The organism is Prevotella sp. tc2-28 (genome assembly GCF_900107705.1).
Lineage (GTDB): Bacteria > Bacteroidota > Bacteroidia > Bacteroidales > Bacteroidaceae > Prevotella.
Map to the genome: position 1 here is coordinate 202,790 of NZ_FNRE01000003.1, position 24,433 is coordinate 227,222.

21 protein-coding genes and 4 tRNA genes are annotated in these 24,433 nt (G+C 48.2%); 9 read left to right on the forward strand and 16 right to left on the reverse strand.

What is annotated here, in order from left to right; all coding sequences use genetic code 11:
• Positions 1 to 20 precede the first annotated feature (20 nt).
• Entirely contained in the window at positions 21 to 359 is a 339-nt protein-coding gene (locus tag BLU47_RS04125; protein ID WP_143025459.1) for a hypothetical protein, read from the forward strand.
• 6 nt (positions 360 to 365) lie between these two features.
• Here the strand turns inward: BLU47_RS04125 and BLU47_RS04130 are convergent, their stop codons facing one another.
• Positions 366 to 1,073, reverse strand: a complete 708-nt coding sequence (locus BLU47_RS04130; protein ID WP_369796962.1) for a glycoside hydrolase family 25 protein — start codon at positions 1,071 to 1,073, stop codon at positions 366 to 368.
• 187 nt (positions 1,074 to 1,260) lie between these two features.
• Here BLU47_RS04130 and BLU47_RS04135 point away from each other — a divergent pair, with 187 nt between their 5' ends.
• Positions 1,261 to 2,526: a clostripain-related cysteine peptidase gene (locus tag BLU47_RS04135; RefSeq protein ID WP_091958809.1), complete on the forward strand. Its 1,266-nt coding sequence runs from the start codon at positions 1,261 to 1,263 to the stop codon at positions 2,524 to 2,526.
• Positions 2,527 to 2,566: 40 nt separating this feature from the next.
• Here the strand turns inward: BLU47_RS04135 and gldE are convergent, their stop codons facing one another.
• The 8 genes from gldE to nspC all read right to left on the reverse strand — a co-directional run bounded on the left by gldE (position 2,567) and on the right by nspC (position 6,480).
• Positions 2,567 to 3,886 (reverse strand): gliding motility-associated protein GldE, encoded by a 1,320-nt coding sequence (gene gldE, locus BLU47_RS04140; protein ID WP_091958811.1) that lies wholly within the window; start codon positions 3,884 to 3,886, stop codon positions 2,567 to 2,569.
• A 3-nt stretch (positions 3,887 to 3,889) separates the two neighbouring features.
• Complete coding sequence (locus BLU47_RS04145) at positions 3,890 to 4,237, reverse strand: single-stranded DNA-binding protein (protein WP_091958813.1); 348 nt, start codon at positions 4,235 to 4,237, stop codon at positions 3,890 to 3,892.
• Positions 4,238 to 4,255: 18 nt separating this feature from the next.
• Positions 4,256 to 4,792, reverse strand: a complete 537-nt coding sequence (locus BLU47_RS04150; RefSeq protein ID WP_091958816.1) for a hypothetical protein — start codon at positions 4,790 to 4,792, stop codon at positions 4,256 to 4,258.
• 38 nt (positions 4,793 to 4,830) lie between these two features.
• Positions 4,831 to 4,903, reverse strand: a tRNA-Gly gene (locus tag BLU47_RS04155).
• 18 nt (positions 4,904 to 4,921) lie between these two features.
• Positions 4,922 to 5,008 (reverse strand) — tRNA-Leu (locus BLU47_RS04160).
• 31 nt (positions 5,009 to 5,039) lie between these two features.
• A tRNA-Leu gene (locus BLU47_RS04165) sits at positions 5,040 to 5,121 on the reverse strand.
• A 50-nt stretch (positions 5,122 to 5,171) separates the two neighbouring features.
• Positions 5,172 to 5,244, reverse strand: a tRNA-Gly gene (locus BLU47_RS04170).
• A gap of 105 nt (positions 5,245 to 5,349) precedes the next feature.
• Positions 5,350 to 6,480 carry a carboxynorspermidine decarboxylase gene (gene nspC, locus BLU47_RS04175; protein ID WP_176780446.1) on the reverse strand — a complete coding sequence of 377 codons (1,131 nt, stop codon included), beginning with the start codon at positions 6,478 to 6,480 and terminating at the stop codon, positions 5,350 to 5,352.
• Positions 6,481 to 7,050: 570 nt separating this feature from the next.
• On the opposite strand from nspC, the gene BLU47_RS04180 reads away from it, so the two are divergent.
• Positions 7,051 to 7,875, forward strand: a complete 825-nt coding sequence (locus BLU47_RS04180) for a Fic family protein (RefSeq protein ID WP_091958820.1) — start codon at positions 7,051 to 7,053, stop codon at positions 7,873 to 7,875.
• A gap of 591 nt (positions 7,876 to 8,466) precedes the next feature.
• Here the strand turns inward: BLU47_RS04180 and thrS are convergent.
• The 3 genes from thrS to BLU47_RS04195 all read right to left on the reverse strand — a co-directional run bounded on the left by thrS (position 8,467) and on the right by BLU47_RS04195 (position 13,549).
• Entirely contained in the window at positions 8,467 to 10,410 is a 1,944-nt protein-coding gene (thrS, locus tag BLU47_RS04185) for a threonine--tRNA ligase (protein WP_091958823.1), read from the reverse strand.
• 30 nt (positions 10,411 to 10,440) lie between these two features.
• Positions 10,441 to 11,250, reverse strand: coding sequence for an MBL fold metallo-hydrolase (locus BLU47_RS04190; RefSeq protein ID WP_091958826.1), 810 nt, complete (start codon positions 11,248 to 11,250; stop codon positions 10,441 to 10,443).
• A gap of 85 nt (positions 11,251 to 11,335) precedes the next feature.
• Positions 11,336 to 13,549 (reverse strand): translocation and assembly module lipoprotein TamL, encoded by a 2,214-nt coding sequence (locus tag BLU47_RS04195; RefSeq protein ID WP_091958829.1) that lies wholly within the window; start codon positions 13,547 to 13,549, stop codon positions 11,336 to 11,338.
• A 54-nt stretch (positions 13,550 to 13,603) separates the two neighbouring features.
• On the opposite strand from BLU47_RS04195, the gene BLU47_RS04200 reads away from it, so the two are divergent.
• The gene (locus BLU47_RS04200; protein ID WP_091958832.1) at positions 13,604 to 14,380 is read left to right on the forward strand and encodes a TrmH family RNA methyltransferase; all 777 of its coding nucleotides are present in this window, start codon (positions 13,604 to 13,606) and stop codon (positions 14,378 to 14,380) included.
• Here BLU47_RS04200 and BLU47_RS04205 read toward each other — a convergent pair.
• From BLU47_RS04205 to BLU47_RS04220, 4 genes are read right to left on the reverse strand one after another with little or no spacing between them, the layout of a single operon-like run.
• The gene (locus BLU47_RS04205) at positions 14,325 to 14,900 is read right to left on the reverse strand and encodes a Maf-like protein (RefSeq protein WP_091958834.1); all 576 of its coding nucleotides are present in this window, start codon (positions 14,898 to 14,900) and stop codon (positions 14,325 to 14,327) included. The genes BLU47_RS04200 and BLU47_RS04205 overlap by 56 nt on opposite strands.
• Positions 14,894 to 15,412, reverse strand: coding sequence for a KdsC family phosphatase (locus tag BLU47_RS04210; RefSeq protein WP_091958837.1), 519 nt, complete (start codon positions 15,410 to 15,412; stop codon positions 14,894 to 14,896). The genes BLU47_RS04205 and BLU47_RS04210 overlap by 7 nt, the downstream gene beginning before the upstream one ends.
• Entirely contained in the window at positions 15,409 to 16,134 is a 726-nt protein-coding gene (locus tag BLU47_RS04215; protein ID WP_091958840.1) for a Rossmann-like and DUF2520 domain-containing protein, read from the reverse strand. The genes BLU47_RS04210 and BLU47_RS04215 overlap by 4 nt, the downstream gene beginning before the upstream one ends.
• Positions 16,134 to 16,658 (reverse strand): nitroreductase family protein, encoded by a 525-nt coding sequence (locus BLU47_RS04220; protein ID WP_091958843.1) that lies wholly within the window; start codon positions 16,656 to 16,658, stop codon positions 16,134 to 16,136. The genes BLU47_RS04215 and BLU47_RS04220 overlap by 1 nt, the downstream gene beginning before the upstream one ends.
• An 87-nt stretch (positions 16,659 to 16,745) precedes the next feature.
• Between BLU47_RS04220 and BLU47_RS04225 the strand changes: the two genes are divergently transcribed.
• The 5 genes from BLU47_RS04225 (at position 16,746) to BLU47_RS04245 (ending at position 24,419) form a co-directional block, all read left to right on the forward strand.
• Positions 16,746 to 17,708: a GNAT family N-acetyltransferase gene (locus BLU47_RS04225; protein WP_091958847.1), complete on the forward strand. Its 963-nt coding sequence runs from the start codon at positions 16,746 to 16,748 to the stop codon at positions 17,706 to 17,708.
• Between the two features lie 40 nt (positions 17,709 to 17,748).
• Complete coding sequence (locus tag BLU47_RS04230; RefSeq protein ID WP_091958850.1) at positions 17,749 to 20,130, forward strand: TonB-dependent receptor; 2,382 nt, start codon at positions 17,749 to 17,751, stop codon at positions 20,128 to 20,130.
• 98 nt (positions 20,131 to 20,228) lie between these two features.
• Complete coding sequence (locus BLU47_RS04235) at positions 20,229 to 22,241, forward strand: DUF4842 domain-containing protein (protein WP_091958853.1); 2,013 nt, start codon at positions 20,229 to 20,231, stop codon at positions 22,239 to 22,241.
• 163 nt (positions 22,242 to 22,404) lie between these two features.
• Positions 22,405 to 22,815, forward strand: a complete 411-nt coding sequence (mce, locus tag BLU47_RS04240; RefSeq protein ID WP_091958856.1) for a methylmalonyl-CoA epimerase — start codon at positions 22,405 to 22,407, stop codon at positions 22,813 to 22,815.
• A 38-nt stretch (positions 22,816 to 22,853) separates the two neighbouring features.
• A complete protein-coding gene (locus BLU47_RS04245; RefSeq protein WP_091958858.1) occupies positions 22,854 to 24,419 on the forward strand; it encodes an acyl-CoA carboxylase subunit beta in 1,566 nt (521 codons plus the stop codon).
• Positions 24,420 to 24,433 lie beyond the last annotated feature (14 nt).

Consider the following 24,433-nt stretch of genomic DNA (forward strand, 5'->3'; position numbering starts at 1 on the left):
AGAATGTAATTATTAGAAATATGGAAAGGCTACTCGACAACGAGACTGCCGAGAGAGAACCCATTGAACCAATGACCGATTGGAAATGGAACGAGTTGTACAAATTGACAACAGCCTTTCATCTTACCCCCTGGATAGCCGAAGGACTTAGGGCCTATGCAGATGATTTCTTTATGCAGATGCCAGAGACACTGCAACAGCTGATCATGGCCTCTGACGAAGAGAAAAATCAAGAGAACTTAGAGCGATTCTATCTGTACGTTGACCGATCACAGGGTGCGTTACACCAAATCAAGCCCAACTCACTAAAGGCCTATTTCCGTGACCTCGTCAAGACTGTCACAAATATAGAAGAATAAACCGCTTCAGTGTTTGAAGCGGAGTTCACGTAACGTATGGTCTCCCATAAAACGGCTCTTGTCCACATAGCCGTTTACACCCATGATACGCCCTTTTCCCGTATACTGCCACATCGTGATGTCCCGTTCGTCAGCAAGCACAGGTTCTTCAGGGGTATACATCGCTATCATTAACTTATAGCCGTCAATCTTGCCTTGCAGATGGCGATTATAGAAATTACGGAACGTATATAGCAAAGGTTTCTGCTGATAGGCTTCCTCCACCAGTTCCAAGAAAGTCAGGAGCGAGTCACAGAAGTCTTCCGTAGGGAGTCCGTTGGTTGTCTCAATGTCAATCATCGGTATCAAGTCCTGCTCCTCGGGAATACACTGTGAGATGAAGTTCTTCAACTGGAGCCGCTGGTCGGTTTTAGGACGGTAGAAATGGTAACTGCCCACTTTCAATCCATGAACATGGGCCATCACGATGTTACGCTCGAACTTCTCATCAATGCGGTCGCCACCTTCGGTTGCCTTCAGATAAACATAGGCCATAGGCGTATTGTTGCTGACGGTTTCCCAAAAGACATCGCCTTGATAATGACTCATATCTATGCCGTGAACATGTGAGCAGGTGTCTTCGCAGAGAACGCTAGAGGTATCGGCAATTTCCAAAGGCACATAGCCAATCACACGTTTTGTCTTCAGATGTCTCTTGCTTCCTTTCTTTACCAAATGCGTCTTTGCCTTTGTGCGTCGCCTTGTGTGCTTTGTACGACCCGCAAATGCCTCCCCAACCGCTGCAAATAGCAGGCAAAAGACCATTAATATCGTGAGTTTCTTCATTATCTTTTTATTTTGATTTGCAAAGATACTCATTTTTCAGCAATTATTACTATCTTTGCACCGTAAAAATTAGGACATGAAATATTTATTGACAATTCTTAGTGTCATGCTGCTCATGACTTCTTGCAAGAGTGACGACGACACACCACCCGTAAACGAAAGAGCAAAGCGTACTGTCCTTGTCTATATGGCAGGAGAAAACTCTCTCTCAAACTTCACTTCAAGCGACGTCAATGAGATGACTGACGGGGCTGCCAGCATTCCGGCAAACGACCGCATGCTCGTCTTTATAGACAATGCTGACTCACAGAAAAAGCCTTTCATTGCCCAAGTGACTGCCAATAGACAGCAGCCCCTTGACACACTATACAAGTACACGGCAGACTTTTACTCGTCTGATGCCGACTGCTTCCGGGAAGTGATAGAGCGCATGATGGGACTGTCGCCTTCCGACGAATACGCCCTTATCCTTTGGGGCCACGCCAGCGGCTGGACTGTGGAGAAAGACACCATTCCTGGTCCTTCTCGTCGAGCCTATGGTGTTGACAATGGCATTAACGCCTATTCTAATAGCGGAAAGTGGATGAACATCACCCAGATGGCAAAGGCTTTAGAGGGGCTCACCCCGTTCAAGTTCATTTTTGCCGACTGCTGTAACATGGCCTGTGCCGAAGTGGGTTACGAACTGCGCAACGCTACAGAGTACCTCATCAGCTCACCGGCAGAGATTCCCGGGTGGGGTGCTCCCTACGATAAAATCATGCCTTCATTGTTTAAGGACGGCAGCAACATGTATCGTGGCATTATTGATGCATATTATGACTATTATACCGAGTATTATAAGCATAATCACCCAAGTGTAAGTGGTGTAGGAAGTGAAGATCTGGAAGGATTCAGTGTTCCGCTGTCTGTCATCGACTCACGCTATATCGCCCAGTTGGCTGAGGCCACACGGGATGTCCTGAGCACCTTCGTCCTTCAATATCCCAACGAGCCCGAACTCAAAGGGATCCCCTATTACTTGTATTTGGGAGATCCCTTCATGTACGACATGAAAGCCTATATCCAGCGCTATGCCAGTGCCACCGATTTTGCAACATGGAAAAAGGCCTTCGACCTGGCTGTCCCCTATTCGCGTATGTCCTTTAAGTGGATGACAACAAGCGCAAGCCTTTACTATACTGACTTCGACAATTTTGACACGAAGGCAGACGGTGGATGTGTCAGCATGTTCATCCCACAAAGCAAAACAAGCTATACTTCTGGCAATTCCGCCTATAACAAGAAGGCCAATAATTTCGGGTGGAACCGTGTGGTCAACTGGAACCGCTTCGGCTGGTAAAGAATTACCGCAAGCTCATAGAAAACAAGAAAGGCTGCCTTCACTCGGCAGCCTTTTCATGTATCACAATCTTTACCTTTGAGATGCGGCGTTCTTCCATCTCCTGAATCTCAAATGTGATGTTCTGGTAATCTATCTTCTCGTGTAGTTTGGGGAAGTCGCCCTTGATCTCGAGCAACAGACCTGCCAACGTATCAGCATCCCCCTCAACTTCTTCAAAGATGTCATCGTCCAACTTTAACACTTTATAGAAGTCGGTCAGCAATGTCTTTCCTTCAAAAACGAAGGTATTGCTGTTGATGCGCACATAGTTCTTCTCATCCTCATCATACTCGTCGTTAATCTCACCGACAATCTCTTCAAGGATATCTTCCAGCGTCACAATGCCACTGGTTCCTCCAAACTCGTCGACAACAATGGCGATGTGCACCTTGTTTTCCTGGAACTCACGCAGCAAATCGTCAATCTTCTTGGTCTCAGGCACAAAATACGGTGGACGTATCAATGACTGCCAACGGAAGTTGTCACCTTTTGACAGGTGGGGCAACAAGTCCTTGATATACAAGATTCCGCGGATGTTATCCTGCGTGTTTTGATAGACAGGAATACGCGAATAGTTATTGTCGACGACGCACTTCAGCACCTCTGCATAGGTAGCCTTGAAGTCCAGGTCTATCACATCCTGACGACTGGTCATCACCTCCTTCACGGTCTCGTCGCCAAAGCGCACAATACCTTCCAGCATGCGTTTCTCTTCCTTGATATCCTCGTTGTCGGTCAATTCCAAAGCCTGCTCCAAGTCATCCACGCTCAAGGTCTGGTTCTCCTTCTGTACCACTTTCTCCGTCAGTCGTCCAGAGCTGACAACGATGCTGGCAATGGGATAGAAAACCTTGCGGCAAAACATGATACCGCTAGCCGCCGCACGACAGAAATGCAACGGATTCTTCGTGGCATATACCTTCGGCATAATCTCGCCAAACAACAACAGAAGGAAGGTAAGCAGCACCGTCATGGTCAGGAACTCCAACCACCACGAATGCCCGAAAGAAACTGCATTTTTGAAGAAGTAGCCAAACAACATGATGATGGTTACGTTCACCAGATTATTCGTCACCAGAATGGTGGCCAGCGTCCGCTCGGTCTCTTCACGCAAACGCATAATTTTGGCATCAGCAGGATTTCGCTCCTCGTCCATCTCGCTGAGGTCGGTGGGCGTCAAGGAGAAGAAAGCAATCTCCGATCCTGAGGCAAATCCAGAAACCAATAAAAGAAGACAAGCCACAATGCCTGCCATAATAGCTCCTGAAGATGGCGATAATAGGGTTACCTCGTTGAAAATACGTAGAAATTCGTCCATGATTTAAACAGGAGCAGCCTCCCCCTTTGGTGTCAGCATCTCCAAATTATCGGCCCATATCTCCGTAGCATAGCGACGTTGTCCTTGCTTGTCATCATAGGAGGTATAGCGAATACGTCCTTCAATATAGAGCTTATCACCTTTATGAACATACTTCTCCACTACCTCTGCCAGTTTACGCCACAGCAGTACCGTATGCCAGTCTGTCCGGTCAGGCACCTGCGTTCCATTCTGCAACGTATAGCCTCGTTCTGTGGTTGCCAGGCGCAAACGGGCAACAGCCACGCCCTGGTCAACATAACGTACTTCCGGGTCGGCCCCTACATTACCTATCAACATCACTTTATTCATCAGGCAGAGAATGATTCTTTACTTAAACCGTCCAAGATACTGGAACTTGAAATTCTTGCCCTTTGCCGAGGGAAACTGGCTACGGCTATCCACACGCTGACTGAGATGGTCAACAATGCGGTTGTAGCAGTCCAGACCAGAAATGGCCTTGCAGCGTGCTACAAAATGCGTGTCCCGGTATTGGAACTTACCTGTTCCGGGAACCATCAGAACGCGCTTAAAATCGATAGACCCCTCATACCAACCTTCACGCTCTTCATTCAGTCGCATCACCGCGCTAGAGACTGGTTTTCCTGCAGATCCGTCCACATGTACAGCCTTCTTATCCTTGAAATCCTGCATGGTAGCTGCTTCTGTTTTGATAATAATAAAGTACACGCGAGGGCGAATCTTATAGCGCTTGGGATATATCATATCACTAGCCACATAATCGCGGATGTCCTTCTCAAGCATAGGATCCATACCGATTTCGTCAATGGATGCAAGGAAATCAATGGCTTCATCCACATTATTGACTAATATCTCTCTATCAAAATAGCGTAAATATAAATTCATTTAGAATGGTTTGTTTTTCAAAAAATACCTAGAAAAAGAGCGGAAAACGGGACTCGGACCCGCGACCCCAACCTTGGCAAGGTTGTGCTCTACCAACTGAGCTATTTCCGCGTCAAATGGTTAAAAAGATGGTGAAGAGGAGGAGACTCGAACTCCCACGTCGCAATTGACACTACCCCCTCAAAGTAGCGCGTCTACCAATTCCGCCACCTCTCCAACACATAAATAACGTGTGAATAAAAAAGAGTGCCCAGAACAGGACTCGAACCTGCACGCCTCGCGGCACACGCACCTGAAACGTGCGCGTCTACCAATTCCGCCACCTGGGCAATTATATTAGAACCCAACGTCCTAATGCTCTTTTTTGTTCAACATGTTGAGCGGAAAACGGGACTCGGACCCGCGACCCCAACCTTGGCAAGGTTGTGCTCTACCAACTGAGCTATTTCCGCCTTTTCATCCTCTTGCGAGGAGCATCTCTCTCGATTGCGGATGCAAAGGTAATGCTTTTTTCGGAACTGGCAAACTTTTTTGCTGTTTTTTTTGAAAAAATTGCATTAATCCATTCTATTTCGGTAATCTTCATACCCAAATTGGCGCAAAATCTCCAGTTTTCCGTCACATTTCAGCATCCCTATGGCAGGATGCGTAATTCCATTGAAGGTGTTTGTTTTCACCGTGGTGTAATGTATCATATCCTCAAAAATCACTTGTTCTCCTACCTGCAATTCATGATCGAAACGCCAGTAGCCCATAAAGTCGCCGCTCAAGCAGCTGTTGCCACCCAGTCTGTAGAGGTGAGTGGTGAGAGGTGAGAGGTGAGAAACCTCCTCCACATGTTCGGCATTGCGCACGTCAGGGAAATAAGGCATCTCCAGACAGTCGGGCATGTGACAGGTAAAGCTGACATCCAGAATAGCCGTCCGTATACCCTTATCCTCCACGACATCCACCACACTACAGACAAGCGGTCCTGTCTGCCAGGCAAACGCACTTCCTGGCTCAAAAATGACCTTCAGGTGGGGATAGCGCTCATGGAATCCCTGCATGAGCCGCACCAACAGCTCGATATTGTAGTCCTTGCGCGTCACCAGATGTCCGCCTCCGAAGTTGATCCACTCCAACTGTCCGAACCATTTCGAGAACTTCTCCTCGACATGCTGTAACGTGCGTTCGAACACGTCTGCGCCACTCTCACAATGACAATGGCAATGAAAACCCTTAATGTCCTTTGGCAACTGCTCGGGCAATTTGTCTGCCGTCACCCCAAAGCGCGTTCCTGGCGCACAAGGATTATACAACAAGGTACCTACCTCCGAGTACTCAGGGTTCACTCTCAACCCCAGCGAACATTCCCCCGCCCGTTCATGGAAACGCTCATACTGACTGAGGGAGTTGAAGGTCAGATGGCTTGAGCAGCGTACGATATCGTCGAACTCTTCGTCTTTATAGGCTGGCGAATAAGCGTGAGCCTTGGCTCCAAACTCTTCCAGTGCCAACCGGGCTTCGCTCAAAGAACTGGCTGTTGTCGAGTTGATATACTCACGGAATATCGGGAACGTCTTCCACAAGGCAAAAGCCTTAAACGCAAGTATCCACTCCGAATGTGTGCGCCGTGCTACATCACTGATTAGCGCCAGATTCCTACGTAGCTTCTCTTCTTCTACAATATATATAGGTGTATTCATGCCGCAAAGGTACGAATAAAAATCGAGACTACCCAAATTTCAAAGACCTAATTCGGTGTATGTAAAAGGGTTTTACCCTCATCACCACCCCCCCCATTACATTGTCGCATTGAAGAGACCTTAACATTTCCCAGGTAAAATATCCCTCGTGCACTAGGAAAATTTTGCGCGCTGCCTAGAAAAAAATCATCTCCTTATTGACAATGCAAAGGTACAAAAAAAAGAACGATGCAAGAAAATTATTTATGTAAATATTTTTGATTTATTTTTAGTACGAGTTGTTATCAGCATGCTTAGCGCACTGAGCTCAGTGCACAGTTTATTTTAAGAGCCATGTCATTTCGTAAAAAGTAAGGGAATAATATTTATTATATATATAATAATCTATAATTATGCCGTTTTTACCCAACCTACTATAAAACTGTGCGCCTTTTGTGCCACACACTGTTAAATGATGTTTATTTATGCGCTTATATGGTCAGAGATTGAAATAAAAAACCTATTTTTGTTATATTCAAACAATGCGACAACAGCACAGAATCATAAAAGAAATTAAAAATGTAAAATATTATGTTTTCACCATCTTATCATTTAACACCCAAAGCCATATGCTTAATATCTGAAATTTCCGAACAAGTAGGAATCCTCGAAACACTGACAGAAAACAATTCTAAAACCTCAGGAGAAACGCTAGACCCCTTCCAGGAAGACAATCTTCTGCGTGAACACGAAAAACTGGCAGACGGACTGAGCGACGGAGCAGGACACTACAGAACCGACGATCCACATGTCCGATTGCATATGTCTATGCTCTACGACTGGCTAAGAAACACCGACGAGCACCCACTCGTTATAGCTTGCATTTTTCATTACGAATTAATCGAAATTCACCCGTTTTCGGAAGGAAATGAGCGTCTGGGACTGCTCTGGCTTACACTTCTGTTGACTCAATGGCGCCCCGTATTGAGAGGGCTTTCCCTCGAGCCCATCATCGTAGAGCGCCAGCAAGAGTATCGACGCATATTGGCCTATCTTGGTGAAATCGTCAAAACGAGCCATTTCATCGAGTTCATATTGCACTGTTTATTAGATATAATAGCACGCGAAGTAAAGAATAAAGTAGAGAATAAAGTAAAGAATAAAAGTAGAGAAAAAGTACAGGACAACTCATCCAAAAACGCCCTAAAAGAGGGCGCTGGTGCCACCCTTTCCAACTCCGAACAACGCGTCGTCAAGCTCCTGGCCGAAGATCCACACATCACCATTGGCAACCTTTCTCGTCGTCTACAGCTCTCCGAAGCCGGTATTAACAAGGTTTTAGCAAGCCTCCGCAAGAAAGAAATCATCGAGCGCATAGGCGCCAACAAAAACGGTTCATGGAAAGTCAATATCTAATTCTTTTCTAGAACTTATATAATCTAATAAATTCATAATAAGCATATTATTATTATTATCATATAACAGACTACCATAACAGGCAGCCCGCTCTTTTACCCCCTAAACAGTCTCTTTTACCCCCATTTCGCCTCCTCTCATCTTCCTTATGAGAATTCCTCCGATTATTTTACAATCCAACCATTCTAATTACGCTCAATTTGCTATGTCTACAACTGCCAATCCTACTTCCCCCACCCGAATCACTTCACACCAGAACCTCCCCTACCCTTTCTCCAATTTCACCTATCAGGCAAAAACTTGTCCCGCATTCCATGAATTCCATCCCATCCCCACTCACCGAATTATCCCGTCCTCAACTTCTCAATCTACATATACAAAATAATATTATTTGACATTATTACCAAAACAAGCATCCATCACAAATATTACTATATAAAATATTTTCTTTGTGTATATTTTACACTATTCCTATACTTAGCCTCCCAATGATCTTTTTTCAGCAATTTTTCACAATGGAAAAACGCATAAAAACAATAAAGGCTGCACTAATTTGTGCAGCCTAATATTGGATTTCAGAGATGACTATCATCAGAAATCTTTGGTCATCTCAGCAACCTCGGCATTGATATGGTCGATAAACTGCTGGATAGTCATCACGGTCTGCTCGCCTCCACCCTGTGGACGAACGGCAACAGTCTTGTCGGCAGCTTCTTTTTCACCTACAATAACCATGTAAGGGATGCGCTTCAGCTCATTATCACGAATCTTACGACCCAGTTTCTCGTTACGCAGGTCGATAGTAGCACGAACGCCACCAACCGAGAACTGCTTGCAAACCTCCTGAGCATAGTCGTTATACTTTTCAGACAACGGCAGGATAGCCACCTGATCAGGTGTGAGCCACAAGGGGAAGTGACCGCTGGTATGCTCAATCAGCACAGCACAGAAGCGCTCCAGAGAGCCAAACGGTGCTCGATGAATCATCACAGGTGTCTTCTTCTGGTTGTCCTCGTCAGTATACTCAAGCTGAAAGCGTTTGGGCAGGTTATAGTCCACCTGAATGGTTCCCAGCTGCCAGCGACGACCGATGGCATCCTTAATCATGAAGTCAAGTTTTGGACCATAGAAAGCGGCCTCTCCGTATTCCACCTTGGCAGTCAGCCCCTTCTCCTGGCAGGCCTCAACAATAGCCTTCTCAGCCAGTGCCCAGTCCTCGTCGGTACCTACATACTTATCGTGGTCGTTAGGGTCGCGTAGTGAAATCTGTGCCTCGAAATTAAAGCCGAAGGCAGTCAGTACGACACCAATGATGTCCATCACGTTGAGGAACTCCTGCTTCACCTGATCAGGACGGCAGAAGAGGTGTGCGTCGTCTTGCGTAAAGGAGCGCACACGGGTGAGTCCGTGGAGCTCGCCAGACTGTTCATAGCGATACACAGTACCAAACTCTGCGATACGCAGGGGCAGGTCCTTGTAAGAACGGGGCTTCCATGCAAAAATCTCACAGTGGTGAGGACAGTTCATGGGCTTCAGCATGTATTCCTCGCCCTCCTCTGGCGTATGGATAGGCTGGAAAGAATCCTTTCCGTAGTGGGCATAGTGTCCAGAGGTGACATAGAGGCTCTTGCCTCCAATATGCGGAGTGATGACCTCCTGATAGCCATAGCGCTTCTGTACGCGACGCAGATGATCTTGCAGGCGCAAGCGCAAATCGGTGCCCTTCGGCAACCAGATAGGTAATCCCTTGCCGACCTTCTCGGAGAACATAAACAGTTCCATCTCCTTGCCGATCTTGCGATGATCACGCTTCTTGGCCTCCTCAAGCATCACCAGATACTCGTCAAGCATCTTCTTCTTGGGGAAAGAGACACCGTAGAGACGCTGCATCTGTTCGCGGCTAGCATCACCACGCCAGAAAGCACCGGCCACTGACGTCAACTTGACAGCCTTGATTTCGCCTGTATCCATCAAGTGCGGTCCACGACACAGATCGGTAAATGCACCTTGTGTATAAGTTGTAATAGTACCATCCTCAAGGTCCTGTTCAATGTGTTCACACTTGTAGGTCTGGCCATCGGCCTTGAATTCCTTCAGGGCATCAGCCTTGGCGACCTCCTTGCGGACAACGGCCTCTTTCTTGCCGGCCAGTTCCTTCATCTTAGCCTCGATGGTGGGGAAGTCACTTTCCTTGATCATCTCTCCATTAGGCAGCAGCACGTCATAGAAAAAGCCATTCTCAACGGCAGGACCGAAACCAAACTGGATGCCAGGGTACAATTCCTGCAAAGCCTCAGCCAACAGGTGGGCAGAGGTGTGCCAGAAGGTGTGTTTACCTTGTTCGTCGTCCCACTTGTAGAGTTCGATGGTTGCGTCCTCGTTGATGGGACGGTTGAGTTCTACTGTCTCACCATTTACTCCGCAGGCTAATACGCTGCGTGCCAGAGCTGGTGAGATGCTCTCGGCAATCTGGAGTCCAGTAACGCCCTGCTCATACGAGCGAACAGATCCGTCTGGAAAAGTAATGTTAATCATATTTACAATATATGTTAAAGATTAAATATCCTATTCAATTGCCAACTCGTAGGGGCCGGTGGGCGTGGTACGCTTGAGCACCTCCAGTTGGATATCTTTTCCGGCAATGATGCCATAGCTGCGTAGCACCGATTCTACGGTCTTACGAGCCAATTCGGGATGGTTATTCTCCTCGCTGAGATGACAGAGCCATACATGGCGCAACTGTTCTGTCATATTCTCAGCCAATGCCTCCCCACTCTCGCGGTTGTTCAGATGACCGGTCTGCGAGAGGATACGCTCTTTAAGGAATTGCGGATAAGGGCCGTTCTGCACCATCTCGACGTCGTGGTTAGCCTCCAACACAAGGTAGTTGGCCCGCGAGATATAGGGTTTCATACCGTCAGTCACCCTGCCGGCATCTGTAATAATACAGAAGGTGACACCTTCCGCCTCAATCATATAGCCTACATTATCAGAACTGTCATGAGGCACTTCGAAGGGCGTAACACGAAACTCGCCAATCTGTATCGTCTTCCCTTTTTCTATCAGGCGAGTAAATTCGGGAGCAATTTTCTTGGTGATACAGTAATTACGATTAATGCCCTGATGCACCTCTTGGGTAGCATAGACAGGCACACCATAATCGTGGCTAAACGAGCCTACCGACTTGATGTGGTCTGCATGGTCGTGGGTAATGAGCACATGATGGACATCCGACAGGCTGCAACCGTAGTCTTTGCAGTTCTTTTTCAGTCCTCTCAGCCCTACCCCTATGTCTATCAGCAGCGCATCGTTGGCTGTTGCCAGATAATAGCAATTACCACTACTGCCACTGCCAAAGGATATGAACTTCAGCATGTTTTTTTCAATTTTGTCTGCAAAAGTAATAAAAAAGTAGCGGACAACGGCATCTTTTCCGTATTTTTTTCCTAATTTAATAAAATTAGAAAGGAAGACCTACGGCAAAATGAAAGGCGAAGTCACGGCTCAGTTTAGGATACAGAATCGGAAAATGCTCTCGCTCTGTTTCATAGGCAGGATTGACGGCCTTCATACCCATGTCAAAGCGGATGATGAAATAATCGAAATTCAGACGGATGCCCAACCCGTAGCCGACGGCAAGTTGTTGCAAGAACTCAGAGAACTTAAACTGTCCTCCCGGCTGTTCGGCATATTCACGAATTGTCCAGATGTTACCGGCATCCACAAACAGTGCACCGGCAAATTTCCAAAACAGCTTAGCACGATACTCCATGTTCAGGTCAAGTTTCATGTCACCCGTCTGATTGATGAAATCAATACGTCCGTCAGTACTGATGAACTTTCCTGGTCCCAGACTACGCACACTCCAGCCGCGCACACTATTTGCTCCACCTGAGAAGAAACGCTTTTCGAAAGGCAGGATACGGCTGTTACCATATGGATAGGCAATGCCGAACCCTATGTGGAACACCAGTTGGTTATTGTAGTCTAAACGCACATTACGCGTGAAGTCAAACACACCTCGGGCATATTGGGCATAAGCCACATCAAGAAAAGTATACTGACCTTCATCATTTTGATGGAAACGAAGGGTTTTCGACGCCAGTTGCAATAGATTACCAGCCGTCTCAACGTTGGCCTTGATGGCATAGTTGCCGTTGTTATAGGCATAGCCGAAGCCCACCTTCATGATAAACAGGTTCTCGTAGTTATAACGCAGGATAGAGTTTCGCGAATTGTTATTGTCGAGATACTCTTTCTTGAACGTCTCACTAATCCATGGCATGGAAATATAATTGAGGTCCAAGAGGTCAACTTGATAACGGTCATGATGATTCTGATCATTCCATTTATAGCGCCAAGCAGCAGAAAGCACCCTGCGTCTGAATTCCGGGCGGTTCTGCAAGTCGTACAACAGAGCGACCTCGGAAGTAGCATTGACACGGCGACGGAAACTGGAAGCCAAGAAGGGGGCGATGAAGCGTGGAAAGGTCAGACGAGCCTCAGCGCTATATTCCTGGAAATTGGTGTTATTATAGCCTTCCAAGCCCTTGATGGCCTCAAAGGCACCACGAAGCACAATACTCAGGTTCTCGGAGCCGTGAAAGATGTTTCGGTTCTGATAGGTCAGCGAAGCTGCTGCACCCAGGTCACCTGCCGTATTGGTGCCCTCCGGCTGGAACGACAGCGTTGACGGCTTGTTCGTGCTCACCTGAATATCACAGTCGAGCACAGGTTCGTCAGGACGTTCGTGGAATGAGATATTGGTATAGCGAACGGCTCCCAAACGACCAAAATGGTTGTAGGTTTGCTGTAAGTCTTGCGAAGCATACAGTGAGCCTGGCGTCAGGAAGGTGTTACTCTCGAGCACTCTTCTGCGCAGGGGGATAACCGAATCCGTATCCTGCCCACTGTGATAGTTGACACTACCGATGGTGTAGACCTGATGGGGCAGATTATTCTGTTCGCCCTTACGAAACCGGTGAAGAACCAGTGTCAGGTTTACCAGATTGCTTCCAGCCACCGAGTCGGCCTTATAGCTGATAAAGTCTTTATTGAACTGATAATATCCACGATTGGTAAGATACCGGGTGATTCGCTTGCGTTCGTTGTCGAGATTTTCAACATTGAACATCATACCCGGACGCAGACCGCGATGTGTACTGTCAGCCATATCAAGCAAAACGGCAATGGCAGAATCGTGAATATCGTAATCAATATGGTCGATAAAATAAGGATTGCGAGGATGCAACAGATAGGTTGTCACCACCTTACGCTTCTTCGTGGTGTTAATCACATCAACGGTACCACGAAGATAGCCCAGGTTCTGCAATTGCATCTGCAGGTTTTGTGCCGACTGGGCCGTACTGGCTGAGTCGTACAGCTGAGGAGTTTCACCCATGGAACGCAACAAACGGTTTACCCATCGTGTGGTGTCACGACCTGACATGGAATAGGTCATCAGTGGAACTTTAGCTGCTGAGAACAGACGGGAATTGCCTCGGTCACGCACCAACAGGCGCAAATCGTTGGTATTAATTCCCACGGCCTCCTTATCGTCGTTCAGAACTCTCACCTTGTCCAATAGATACTCGCCTTCAGGAACGTATTTTGTTTCTGAACAGGCGACCATCAGCAGGGCCAGAACAACTATGATGACTGTTTTACTTCGCATTTTCGTGCAAAATTACAAAATTTATTGTACCTTTGCAAATAAAAATTGAATAATATGCTCAGCAAAAATCAAATCAAGCTGGTACGATCTCTGGAAATGAAGAAGAACAGGAAGCGCGAGAACCTCTTTGTGGCCGAGGGTCCAAAGGTCGTTGGCGACCTGCTTCAAGCTGGGTTCCAGCCACATAGCATCTTCTCGACCACACCACGGGAAAAGGCCACTTTGGTGACCGATGAGGAGTTGCACCGCATCAGTTTCCTGCAACATCCACAAGGCCTATTGGCGCTCTTCGAAATACCCTCGTCGCCAGTTTGCCAGCCTACTGCCCTCGCTTCTCACCTCTCCCTGGCCCTTGACGGCATCCAAGACCCAGGCAACCTGGGAACGATTATCCGTATTGCCGACTGGTTCGGCATCGATGCCATCTACTGTTCGGCAGACACGGCTGATGTCTACAATCCTAAGGTGGTGCAGGCAACAATGGGTAGCCTCGCCCATGTACCGATTATCTATACCGACTTGGTTGAATTGCTCAGCAAGGCGGATTGTCCGATTTACGGCACCCTGCTAGACGGAGAAGATATCTACCAGCAACCACTTTCGCCCCATGGTGTCATCGTTATGGGTAACGAGGGAAACGGCATCTCACAGGAGGTGCGCCCGCTCGTGACTCACCGTCTGCTGATTCCGAACTTCAGCCATGCATCGGAGACGGCAGAATCGCTAAATGTGGCCATTGCCACAGCCATCACCTGTTCTGAATTCCGTAGAAACCTCAGAACTGGCGAAGAGCCTCGTAGATACGCTGAACAGGAAGGCCCATCACATTGAAATAGCTACCTTTCAATGCTGTAACCCCAATATGGCCTATCCATTCCTGTATACCGTAGGCTCCAGCCTTGTCATAGGGCTTATAGTGTTGGATATAATAATTTATCTCCTCGTCGGTTAGCGACTTGAAAGTAACATCGGTCTCAACGGAAAAGCTCCGTTGGCGGTCGATGGTAGTCAGCGTAACACCAGTTATCACCTGATGGGTACGCCCACTCAATTCGTGCAACATCCGCGAAGCATCTGCCTCATCATGGGGCTTGCCCATGACTTCACTGTCTAACACGACAATGGTGTCGGCTGTTATAATCAGTTCGTCGGAAGCCATCTGTTGCCGATAGACTGTAGCTTTCTTGCGGGAGATATATTCTGCAATGTCCTTGGTGGGAAGACTGGCAGGATAGCTCTCGTCGATATCACGAATGACACGGACGTCAAAGTTGACATCAATGCCTGCAAGCAGTTCCTTGCGACGAGGCGAGTTAGAGGCCAGAATGATATGATAATCTCGTGCTACCATCCGAAAGCCCTTTCATCACTTAACCACCTGTCCTGTGCCTTCAAGGTCTGTTCTATCACATCACGACCACAGCCTTGTCCGCCTTTCTGCTGACTGACATAACAGCTGACGGACTTGACCTCGGGACAGGCATCGGCAGGACAGACGGGACACCCCACGCGTCGCATCACCTCCAGGTCGGGAATATCATCGCCCATAAACATGACTTCTTCATCTTTCAACCCGTATTTCCGCAAGAACTGCTCATAAATCTGAATCTTCACAGAAGCACCGAGGAAGATGTCTTCCATACCGAGTCCTTCATAACGATGGCGCACTGCCTCTATCTTACACCCCGAAAGGATGGCTATTCGCAGGCCCATCTTCATAGCCAATTGGATGGCATAGCCGTCCTTTATATTCACAGTACGCAGAGGGGTTCCATCAACACCTAAGGGAATTGTCTCGGAAGACAGTACACCGTCAAGGTCGAAGATGATGGCGCGTATCTTGGTCAAATCATATGGTATCATAATGAGGTATTTGCTTTTTGGTGAATATGGAGCGACAAACGCTCGTATAGATCTTGCATGGCAGGATTGTCAGCCAACAATTGTGCCTGCATACGGATGACATTCTCGTCATAGCGTACCGCTGGTCCCGTCTGGGCATCAAGCGGATGGAGCGTATGCACCTTCTGGGCTGTTTCGTCAATGAGTGGCAACATCACATCAAAGGGCAACCCGTGTTTCTCCAGTAGTTCGGCAGACATCGCATAGCAATGATTGGCGAAATTACAGGCGAAGACAGCCGACAGATGCAAGTACTTACGGTCTTCCGTAGACAACTCATAAACACGTTGTGTGATGCTTGATGCCAACGTGTGCACCAATTCAAGCGTTGCCGCATCGGAAGCCTCGATAAAGGTCGGGATAGACGAGAAATCGACCTGACGTTCCTTGGAAAACGTCTGCATGGGATAGAACACACCATACCGACGGGCATGGCCTTCAAAGACCGTCATCGGCATGGAACCTGCCGTATGGAGGAATACAGGAGAGACGGTCCTACATGCCACCTGTGAGATGACTTCCTGCAGGGCACTGTCCTTCACGCTGATGATACAGACTTCGGCATTTTGGGGAAGTTCTGCCAACGTGCGACTGTTGACACTCACCACCTGATGTCCTGCTCGCTGTAACGCCGGCAACAGACTGGAAGCCAGGCGTCCTCGTCCTACCAATGCTATTCTCATCAATATTTCTCCAGATGAACGTTCTCCCACTTCAGCTTCTCCTCATTCTGAGGCTTGCGCTCAGCTGCCTTATGACCGATAGCCAGCACACAAAGGCACGACAGGTTCTCCGGGATATTCAACACCCCTTGGATAACAGTGTCGGCCGTGGTGCCGTCAGACAGGCCACGCCCACGCATCTGTACCCAGCAAGAGCCCAGTCCCAAGGCCTCAGCCTGATACTGCATAGAGATTGCTGCAATGGAGCCATCCTCTATCCAGCAGTCGTTCTGCATCGGATCACCCAGCACAACGATAGCCAGCGGAGCATCCTTCAGAAACTGTCCGCCCAGATCCTTCGCATCAGCAAGTTTCTCCAGGTCAGCCTTATCGTCGACAACTACAAACTGCCAGGCACGCTGGCCCTTGGAAGTAGGAGCCATCAGTCCTGCACGTAATATCATCTTCACATCGTTGCCGTCAATCTCTTCCTCCGTGAACTGGCGGTGTGAACGGCGCATTTGTACCAAATCCTTGAATTCCATATTGTCTTTCCGAAATTTTGCTGCAAAATTATAAAATAATTACGAATAAAACGTGATAAATGACGATTAATTTGTATCTTTGCATCGATGAACGTCAAAGTCTACGAGCACGCAGCAGAATTGCCTACCTTATCAGAAGGCAGTTATTTCCACAGCCGAGAACTGATGGAACTATGCGAGCACACACCCCGCCACAAGCCCTACATGGTTGTGGTTACCAACGAAGACGGGACGGTAGCAGCCCACATGTTGGCGATAGAGCGCTACAGGAAGTCTTTGTTTCCTCCTTATTTATATACTCACGTGCGCATCTTGGGAGAAGGCTCCTACCAACAAGATTCCGACGAGCAGCTGTTCGGTATGATGGTTCACGCGCTGACCGAGCGACTGCAGCGAAAAACTCTCTACATCGAGTTCAGCAACCTGTCGCATAAGATGTTCGGCTATGGTTCGCTGCGCAGCAACGGCTATTTCCCCGTCAGATGGATGAGTATACACAACTCACTGCATTCCCGTACACCCGAGGAGCGTATTACGACCAAGCAGCTGGCACGTATCAAGACAGCACAGCAACGAGGCATCACCACAAAAGAGGTGGAAACAGAAAAGGAGTTTCAGGCTTTCTCAAAACTATTGAGACATCACAACTGGCTTAAACCCAGAAGGTATATCCCTGACGACCATTTCTTCCGCGAAATGATGGAGACAGGACACTGCCGGATTATCATCTCACGATATCACGAACATGTTATTGGATGCACTGTAACAGTCTATTCCAGAGGCGATGCCTACCTTTGGTATTCTGCAGCAAAGCGAAAAAGTTTCGCCACCTTACACCCCAATGCCGTCACATTCTGGGAAACCATCAAAAGCGCACATAAGACAGGCCGCCAACACATCCGTTTCCTCGACGTAGGACTTCCCTTCCGCAAAAGCCAGTATCGCGACTTCATCCTTAGCTTCGGAGGCAAGGAGGTGAGCACCTACCGATGGTTCCGTATCAACATCCGATGGGTCAATGCCCTGGCTTCCTGGCTATGGAGGGAATAACGCGATACAATAAATAGCGACGTGTTGCGTTATATATGCAATGAATGCAAAGAAACACCTCATATTTACCCTGCTATTTTGGGTAACCTGCATGATACAAGCCCAGACCTTCACATTGTCCGGAAAGGTCAGCGACGATAAAGGAAATGCCATAGAACTGGCTACCGTCTCGTGTCTTGAGCAGGGAGCCGTCACCATGGCCAATCTCAAGGGAGAATATTCGCTGAAACTGCATTCTGCCGACTCGGTGGTCATCAAATTCTCCATGGTGGGATATCAGACACGAACCCGCGTACTACGAAACCCGAGGGGGAACCAGCGACTACTGGTAACGCTACACGCCATGAAAGCACTGGACGAAGTGGTGGTAACAGAGCGCCGCAGACAGACCACATCAACAGAGCAACTGGATACCAAAGGACTGAAACAGACACCTTCAACAACAGGCAATGCCGTAGAGGAACTGGTACAGCAACAAGCCGGTGTGTCAACTCACAACGAACTTTCATCGCAATACAACGTAAGAGGTGGCTCGTTCGACGAAAACTCCGTATACATCAACAACGTGGAAGTTTACCGCCCATTGCTCATCCGAAGCGGACAACAGGAAGGACTGTCCGTCATTAACTCTGACATGGTGGAGAAAATCGGATTCTCCTCAGGAGGTTTCGAAGCGAAATATGGAGACAAAATGTCATCGGTACTCGATATCCAGTATCGTCAGCCAACCCGATTCGAAGCCAACCTTCAGGCCTCTCTCTTAGGCGGAAGTGCATTTGTCGGATTCGGAAAGAAAGATAAATTCTCGATGAGTCACGGCATTCGCTATAAGACCAACAAATATTTGTTAGGCTCACTGGAAACAAAAGGCGAGTACAAACCGAATTTCCTTGACTATCAGACATATATCTCCTACCAACCCAACCAAAGATGGAAGATAGACTTTATCGGTAATATTTCAGAGAATCACTACCAGTTCACCCCGACAACAAGGGAGACTTCCTTCGGTACCCTACAGGATGTCAAGTCTTTCCGCGTCTATTTCGACGGAAAAGAGAAAGATATTTTCCGCACCCTGTTCGGCACCCTACGCATTCAACGAAATTTTACGACAAATACAAAGGTCAGTCTTTTGGCTTCAGCCTTCCATACCAAGGAACAAGAGACCTACGACATACAAGGTCAGTATTGGCTGGACGATACCCAGACACAAGAGCAGCTGGGTGTAGGAACCTATATGGAACACGCCCGCAACTACCTGACAGCAGACGTGCAGAGCGTCAAGCTGACAGCCAACCACAAAATGCGCAAGCACGACATAGAGGCCGGCGTAACCTTTAAATGGGAGAAGATTTCGGAACAAGCCCGGGAATATGAGATGCGTGACTCCAGCGGCTATAGTATCCCCCACTCTGCGGACCGTCTGGACCTCATCTACTCTCTGGCCTCCAAAAACACCCTGAAAAGCACACGTATCGAGGGATACTTACAGGACACCTACCGATTCCAGTCGAAAGGCGAGAAACCTTGGTACTTCACTCTGAACTACGGTGTAAGAATGGCCAACTGGAGCTATAACAAGGAAACCATCGTGTCGCCCCGCATCTCACTAGCTGCCATCCCGTCGTTCAATGAAGACATCACGTTCCGCCTGGCTACCGGTCTTTATTACCAAGCGCCGTTCTACAAAGAACTACGAGACACCTCAACAGTCAACGGACAGACAATCGTCACGCTGAACGACAAAATCAAGAGTCAGCGAAGCATCCACATCGTCGGTGCTTTCGACTACCGTTTCCGAATGGCAGAACGCCCCTTCCGCTTTACCGCTGAGGCATATTATAAGATTATGAACGACCTGGTACCCTACAACGTACAGAACATGAAAGTGGTGTACTATGGCGAGAACAAGGCCAGTGGACAAGTGGCCGGACTGGATTTGAAGCTATTCGGTGAATTCGTGCCAGGAACCGACTCCTGGCTCACATTAAGCATCATGTCGGCCAGACAAAAGATTAACGGGGTGAGCGTTCCGTTGCCTACAGACCAGCGATGGGGTGTCAACCTGCACTTTACCGACTATTTCCCGGGCACCGAACGATGGAAGATGACTCTCCGACTGGCTTATGCCGACGGACTACCCTTCGGTGCTCCACACCGCGGACTGGAATACCAACAGTTCAGAGCACCTGCCTATAAACGGGCAGACATCGGTATGAGTTACCTGCTTGTCGGACAACCAGGCACCGCTCCTTCCCCCAGACATCCCCGTATCTGGCTAGGAATTGACGGTCTGAACATCTTTGGCATTTCAAACGTTAACTCCTACTACTGGATAACCGATGTTACCAACCGTCAATATGCTGTACCAAACTACTTGACTGGGCGGCAAATTAACGGAAAAATCGTTATTGAACTTTAAAGAGTGTTAATCCTTTGCGCATTTTTATTAAAAGGTATGATATAGCAAATAATAATTCATATCTTTGCAATTATATAATATGCAAAACTTAAAACGATATGACAAACAAACTATTCTTTATTCTAGCAAGTTCTTTGTTTATTGCTAGTTGTGCCAAGCACGAAATTGTTCCTCTTACACCACAGAACAATTCACAAAACACTACGCAGAGCGACCAACAAGCCACTAACGATAATGCGAAAAAAATTCTGGGCGATATCGATCCTACCCAGGAGTGGAACAGCATTAAAAGCGGAAGCGTCACCATTACGGCCGACGCCCAGTTACAAGACATTGTCAAGATACAGATTTTGACAGAGTCACCCATTCTCAACGAGAACGCCAAGGTCTTAGCAGAAGCCAATGTCAAGAGCGGCGAATCCGTAACTCTCAGCTACGACGCCCCCAATGTCTACAGCCAGCTTATGGCTGCCTGTGTCAATAAGGACGGCGTCTATTATCAGAAAGTGTTCAACATTGGCGAGAAAAATGTAAGCTTTACCAGCAGCACATCGTCACAAGTAGCCAGAAGAGCTGCAGCCAGCGAGGCCCCCACGTTCACAACCCTTAAGTTGAAAAAGCCACGCCAGTCGTTCAATGCCCAGCGCACCGCGCATTCCAGCGAGAGCGCCTATCGTTTCTGGAAAGACTCGAAATGGGAGAACGAACAGATGTGGGATCTAGCCGACAAGCAGACCTTTGACAAGGGCTGGAAATTGGACGAGATGACAAACCGTGGACACATGTTCCGCGACATCAACGGTTTCGCCGATGGTGAGCAGGCCACAGTAGAAGCCATTGTCAACAGTGCACTTAACAAATTCGACAAATCCGGATGGAACGGCAAGAGAAACAACCTCAACTCCGTGCGCAACAGTGAATACTTCAAGCAGAATGCCAACCACATCATCACCAACGGCAAGTCGCCAGTCACCTTGATTCCCATTCAGGCATTCACGACAGAATTCAAACAAGACCATATCTACTATTACTATTTCAAGGACGAGGACATTCCTGCCGGCATGAGCGAGGAAGACTATATCAAGCAACTTCCCAAATTCAAGGCCATTCAAGTGGAGCGCGTACAGACCACTCCCGAAAGCAATGCTGGCACCTTCTACAGGAGACAGGAATTCCTATTGCCTTTCTTCAAGAACGCGCCCCAAGAAGGCGACAACGAGGCTAGTGCCATCTTCCCAGCAGGCTACAAGATTGGATTCCTGAATCAGAAATACAGCAACGACTCTTACACATCCACCACCAGCGGATGCGTTTACGGTAATGGTCTTCTGAACTACGAGGTGAACCACTTCGGACAGTTCTTGTCAGCTATGGACAAGTCGAAAGGCGGACAGATTGACGGTGGTATGGACTTCACCGACCCACGTATAGCCATGTTCACCGCCAACAACAAGACATATATGTGCTTCGAAGAAGGCTCTGACTGTAACTTCAGCGACATGGTGATTGAGATTTGCGGAGGCTTTGACGAAAAGAATGAGACTCCTGAGCCCGAAGCTGAAGCCTACACGATGTGCTTCGAGGACCGTCCCAACCAGGCCGACTACGACCTGAACGACGTCGTCATCCGTTGCATCCGCAAGAGCAAGACCCAGTTGCTGCTGTCACTAGTGGCTTGTGGTGGTAATGACGATGTCATGATTCAAGGAGCAGAAGGATGGAACCATAACGGCAAAGAGGTACATGCTATTTTCAATGCCTCTGGAGCCGGAAAGGATGGTAACCGTTTCATCAACACCATGAGTGGCGGAACACGCCTCGAAGCCGTCTCTGCCCTCGTAACGGTACCTGAGGGGGTAACCATCCCACAATACCTGAAGAAAATATACATCGAAAACAAGACTATGGGCAAGACCATTAAGATAGCCCAGAAAGGCGAGCCTCCCTTTGCCGTCATCGTTCCTCTGGACTTCAGCTATCCTATGGAGCGACAGTGCATCACACAGGCTTACAAGAACTTTGTTCAATGGGCACAGAATGTCAACGCCTCAGAGGACTGGTATCTCTTCGAGGAGTCCGACAAGATTTTCCCCAGCCTATTCAAGAAATAACAAGGTATCGCAACCCATCAGAAGAGGGTATGTCAACACGCTGGCATATCCTCTTTTTTTTGATGAATTGTATAAAAAAGCCAAAAAAAGAGAGGTTTGCTTCGTTATGTGCACAAAAATGATTACCTTTGCACATTATTTATAATAACAAACAACAAACGACATGAAGATTTCACACATTGAGCACCTGGGCATTGCCGTCCAGAGCATTGAGGAAAGCCTGCCGTACTTCGAGAACGTGCTGGGCCTGAAGTGTTATAACATTGAAACAGTTGAAGACCAGAAAGTAAAGACCGCCTTCCTGAAATGTGGTGAGGTGAAGCTGGAACTGCTGGAGCCCACATCGCCTGAGAGCACCATCCAAAAATGGCTCGACAAAGGTAACAAGGGTGTACACCATGTCGCCTTCTGCGTAGAAGACGGTGTAGCAGAAGCCCTGGCAGTAGTCAACGAGAAGGGCGTCCGCCTGATTGACGAGAAGCCCCGTAAGGGAGCCGAGGGTCTGAATATTGCATTTCTTCACCCCAAATCCACCTGTGGCATTCTCACAGAGCTTTGCGAACACCCCGAGTAATCAATCATAAAGGATAAAAAGTAAATCCAAATACAACAATGAGCAAACAATTAGAGAAAATCAAACAACTCATCGAGAAGCGCGAACAAGCCCGTCTCGGTGGTGGCGAGAAAGCCATACAGAAGCAACACGACAAAGGTAAGTACACCGCTCGCGAGCGTATCGACATGCTACTCGACAAAGGCTCTTTCGAAGAATATGACATGTTCAAAGAGCACCGTTGCCACAACTTCGGCATGGAGAAGAAGCAGTTCCTGGGCGACGGTGTCGTTGCCGGAAGCGGTACTATAGACGGTCGTCTGGTATTTGTCTTCGCACAGGACTTCACCGTACACGCCGGTTCACTGAGTGAGACAATGAGCCAGAAGATCTGCAAGGTCATGGATATGGCCATGAAGATGGGTGCTCCCGTTATCGGCATCAACGACTCCGGTGGTGCCCGTATTCAGGAAGGTATCAACGCACTGGCTGGTTACGCAGAGATCTTCGAGCGCAACATCCTGGCATCAGGTGTCATTCCTCAGATTTCAGGTATCTTCGGTCCTTGTGCCGGTGGTGCCGTCTACTCCCCTGCCCTCACCGACTTCACCCTTATGATGGAAGGTACATCCTATATGTTCCTGACAGGTCCGAAGGTTGTGAAGACCGTTACCGGCGAGGATATCGACCAGGAGCACCTGGGTGGTGCCTCTGTTCACGCATCCAAGTCTGGTGTTACCCATTTCACCGCAAAGACAGAGGAAGAGGCAGTAGAAATGTTGAAAACGCTGTTGAGCTACATTCCCTCTAACAACATGGAACTGGCACCCCGCAAGAAATGCACAGACCCCATTGACCGTTTGGAGGACTCACTGAACGAGATTATTCCTGAGAACCCCAACGAGGCATACGACATGTACAAGGTCATCACAGCCATTACGGATGACAACGAGTTCTTCGAGGTACAGCCTAAGTTTGCCAAGAACATCATCGTAGGCTTTGCCCGTTTCAACGGTCAGAGTGTCGGTATCGTTGCCAACCAGCCCTCATGCTACGCTGGTGTGCTCGACGTGAATGCTTCTCGTAAGGGTGCTCGTTTCGTTCGCTTCTGCGATGCCTTCAATATTCCTATCGTTTCACTTGTTGACGTTCCAGGATTCCTGCCTGGCACCGGTCAGGAGTACAACGCCGTCATCCTGCACGGAGCCCAGTTGCTCTATGCCTATGGTGAGGCTACCGTTCCCAAGATTACCGTCACGTTGCGCAAGTCGTATGGTGGCTCACACATCGTTATGGGTTCAAAGCAGTTGCACACCGACCTGAACTACGCATGGCCCTCTGCTGAGATTGCCGTTATGGGTGCCTCTGGTGCTGCTGCCGTTCTCTATGCTAAGGAAGCCAAGGCCAAGAAGGAAGCCGGCGAGGATGTCAAGGCCTTCATCGCTGAAAAGGAAGAAGAGTACAACGAGTTGTTTGCTAATCCTTATCAGGCAGCCAAGTATGGCTATATCGATGATGTCATCGAGCCTCGTAACACGCGTTTCCGCATCTGCCGTGCACTTGCTCAGCTTGCTACCAAGCGTGACGCACTGCCCGCTAAGAAGCATGGAAACATCCCGATGTAATACATAACGTAATA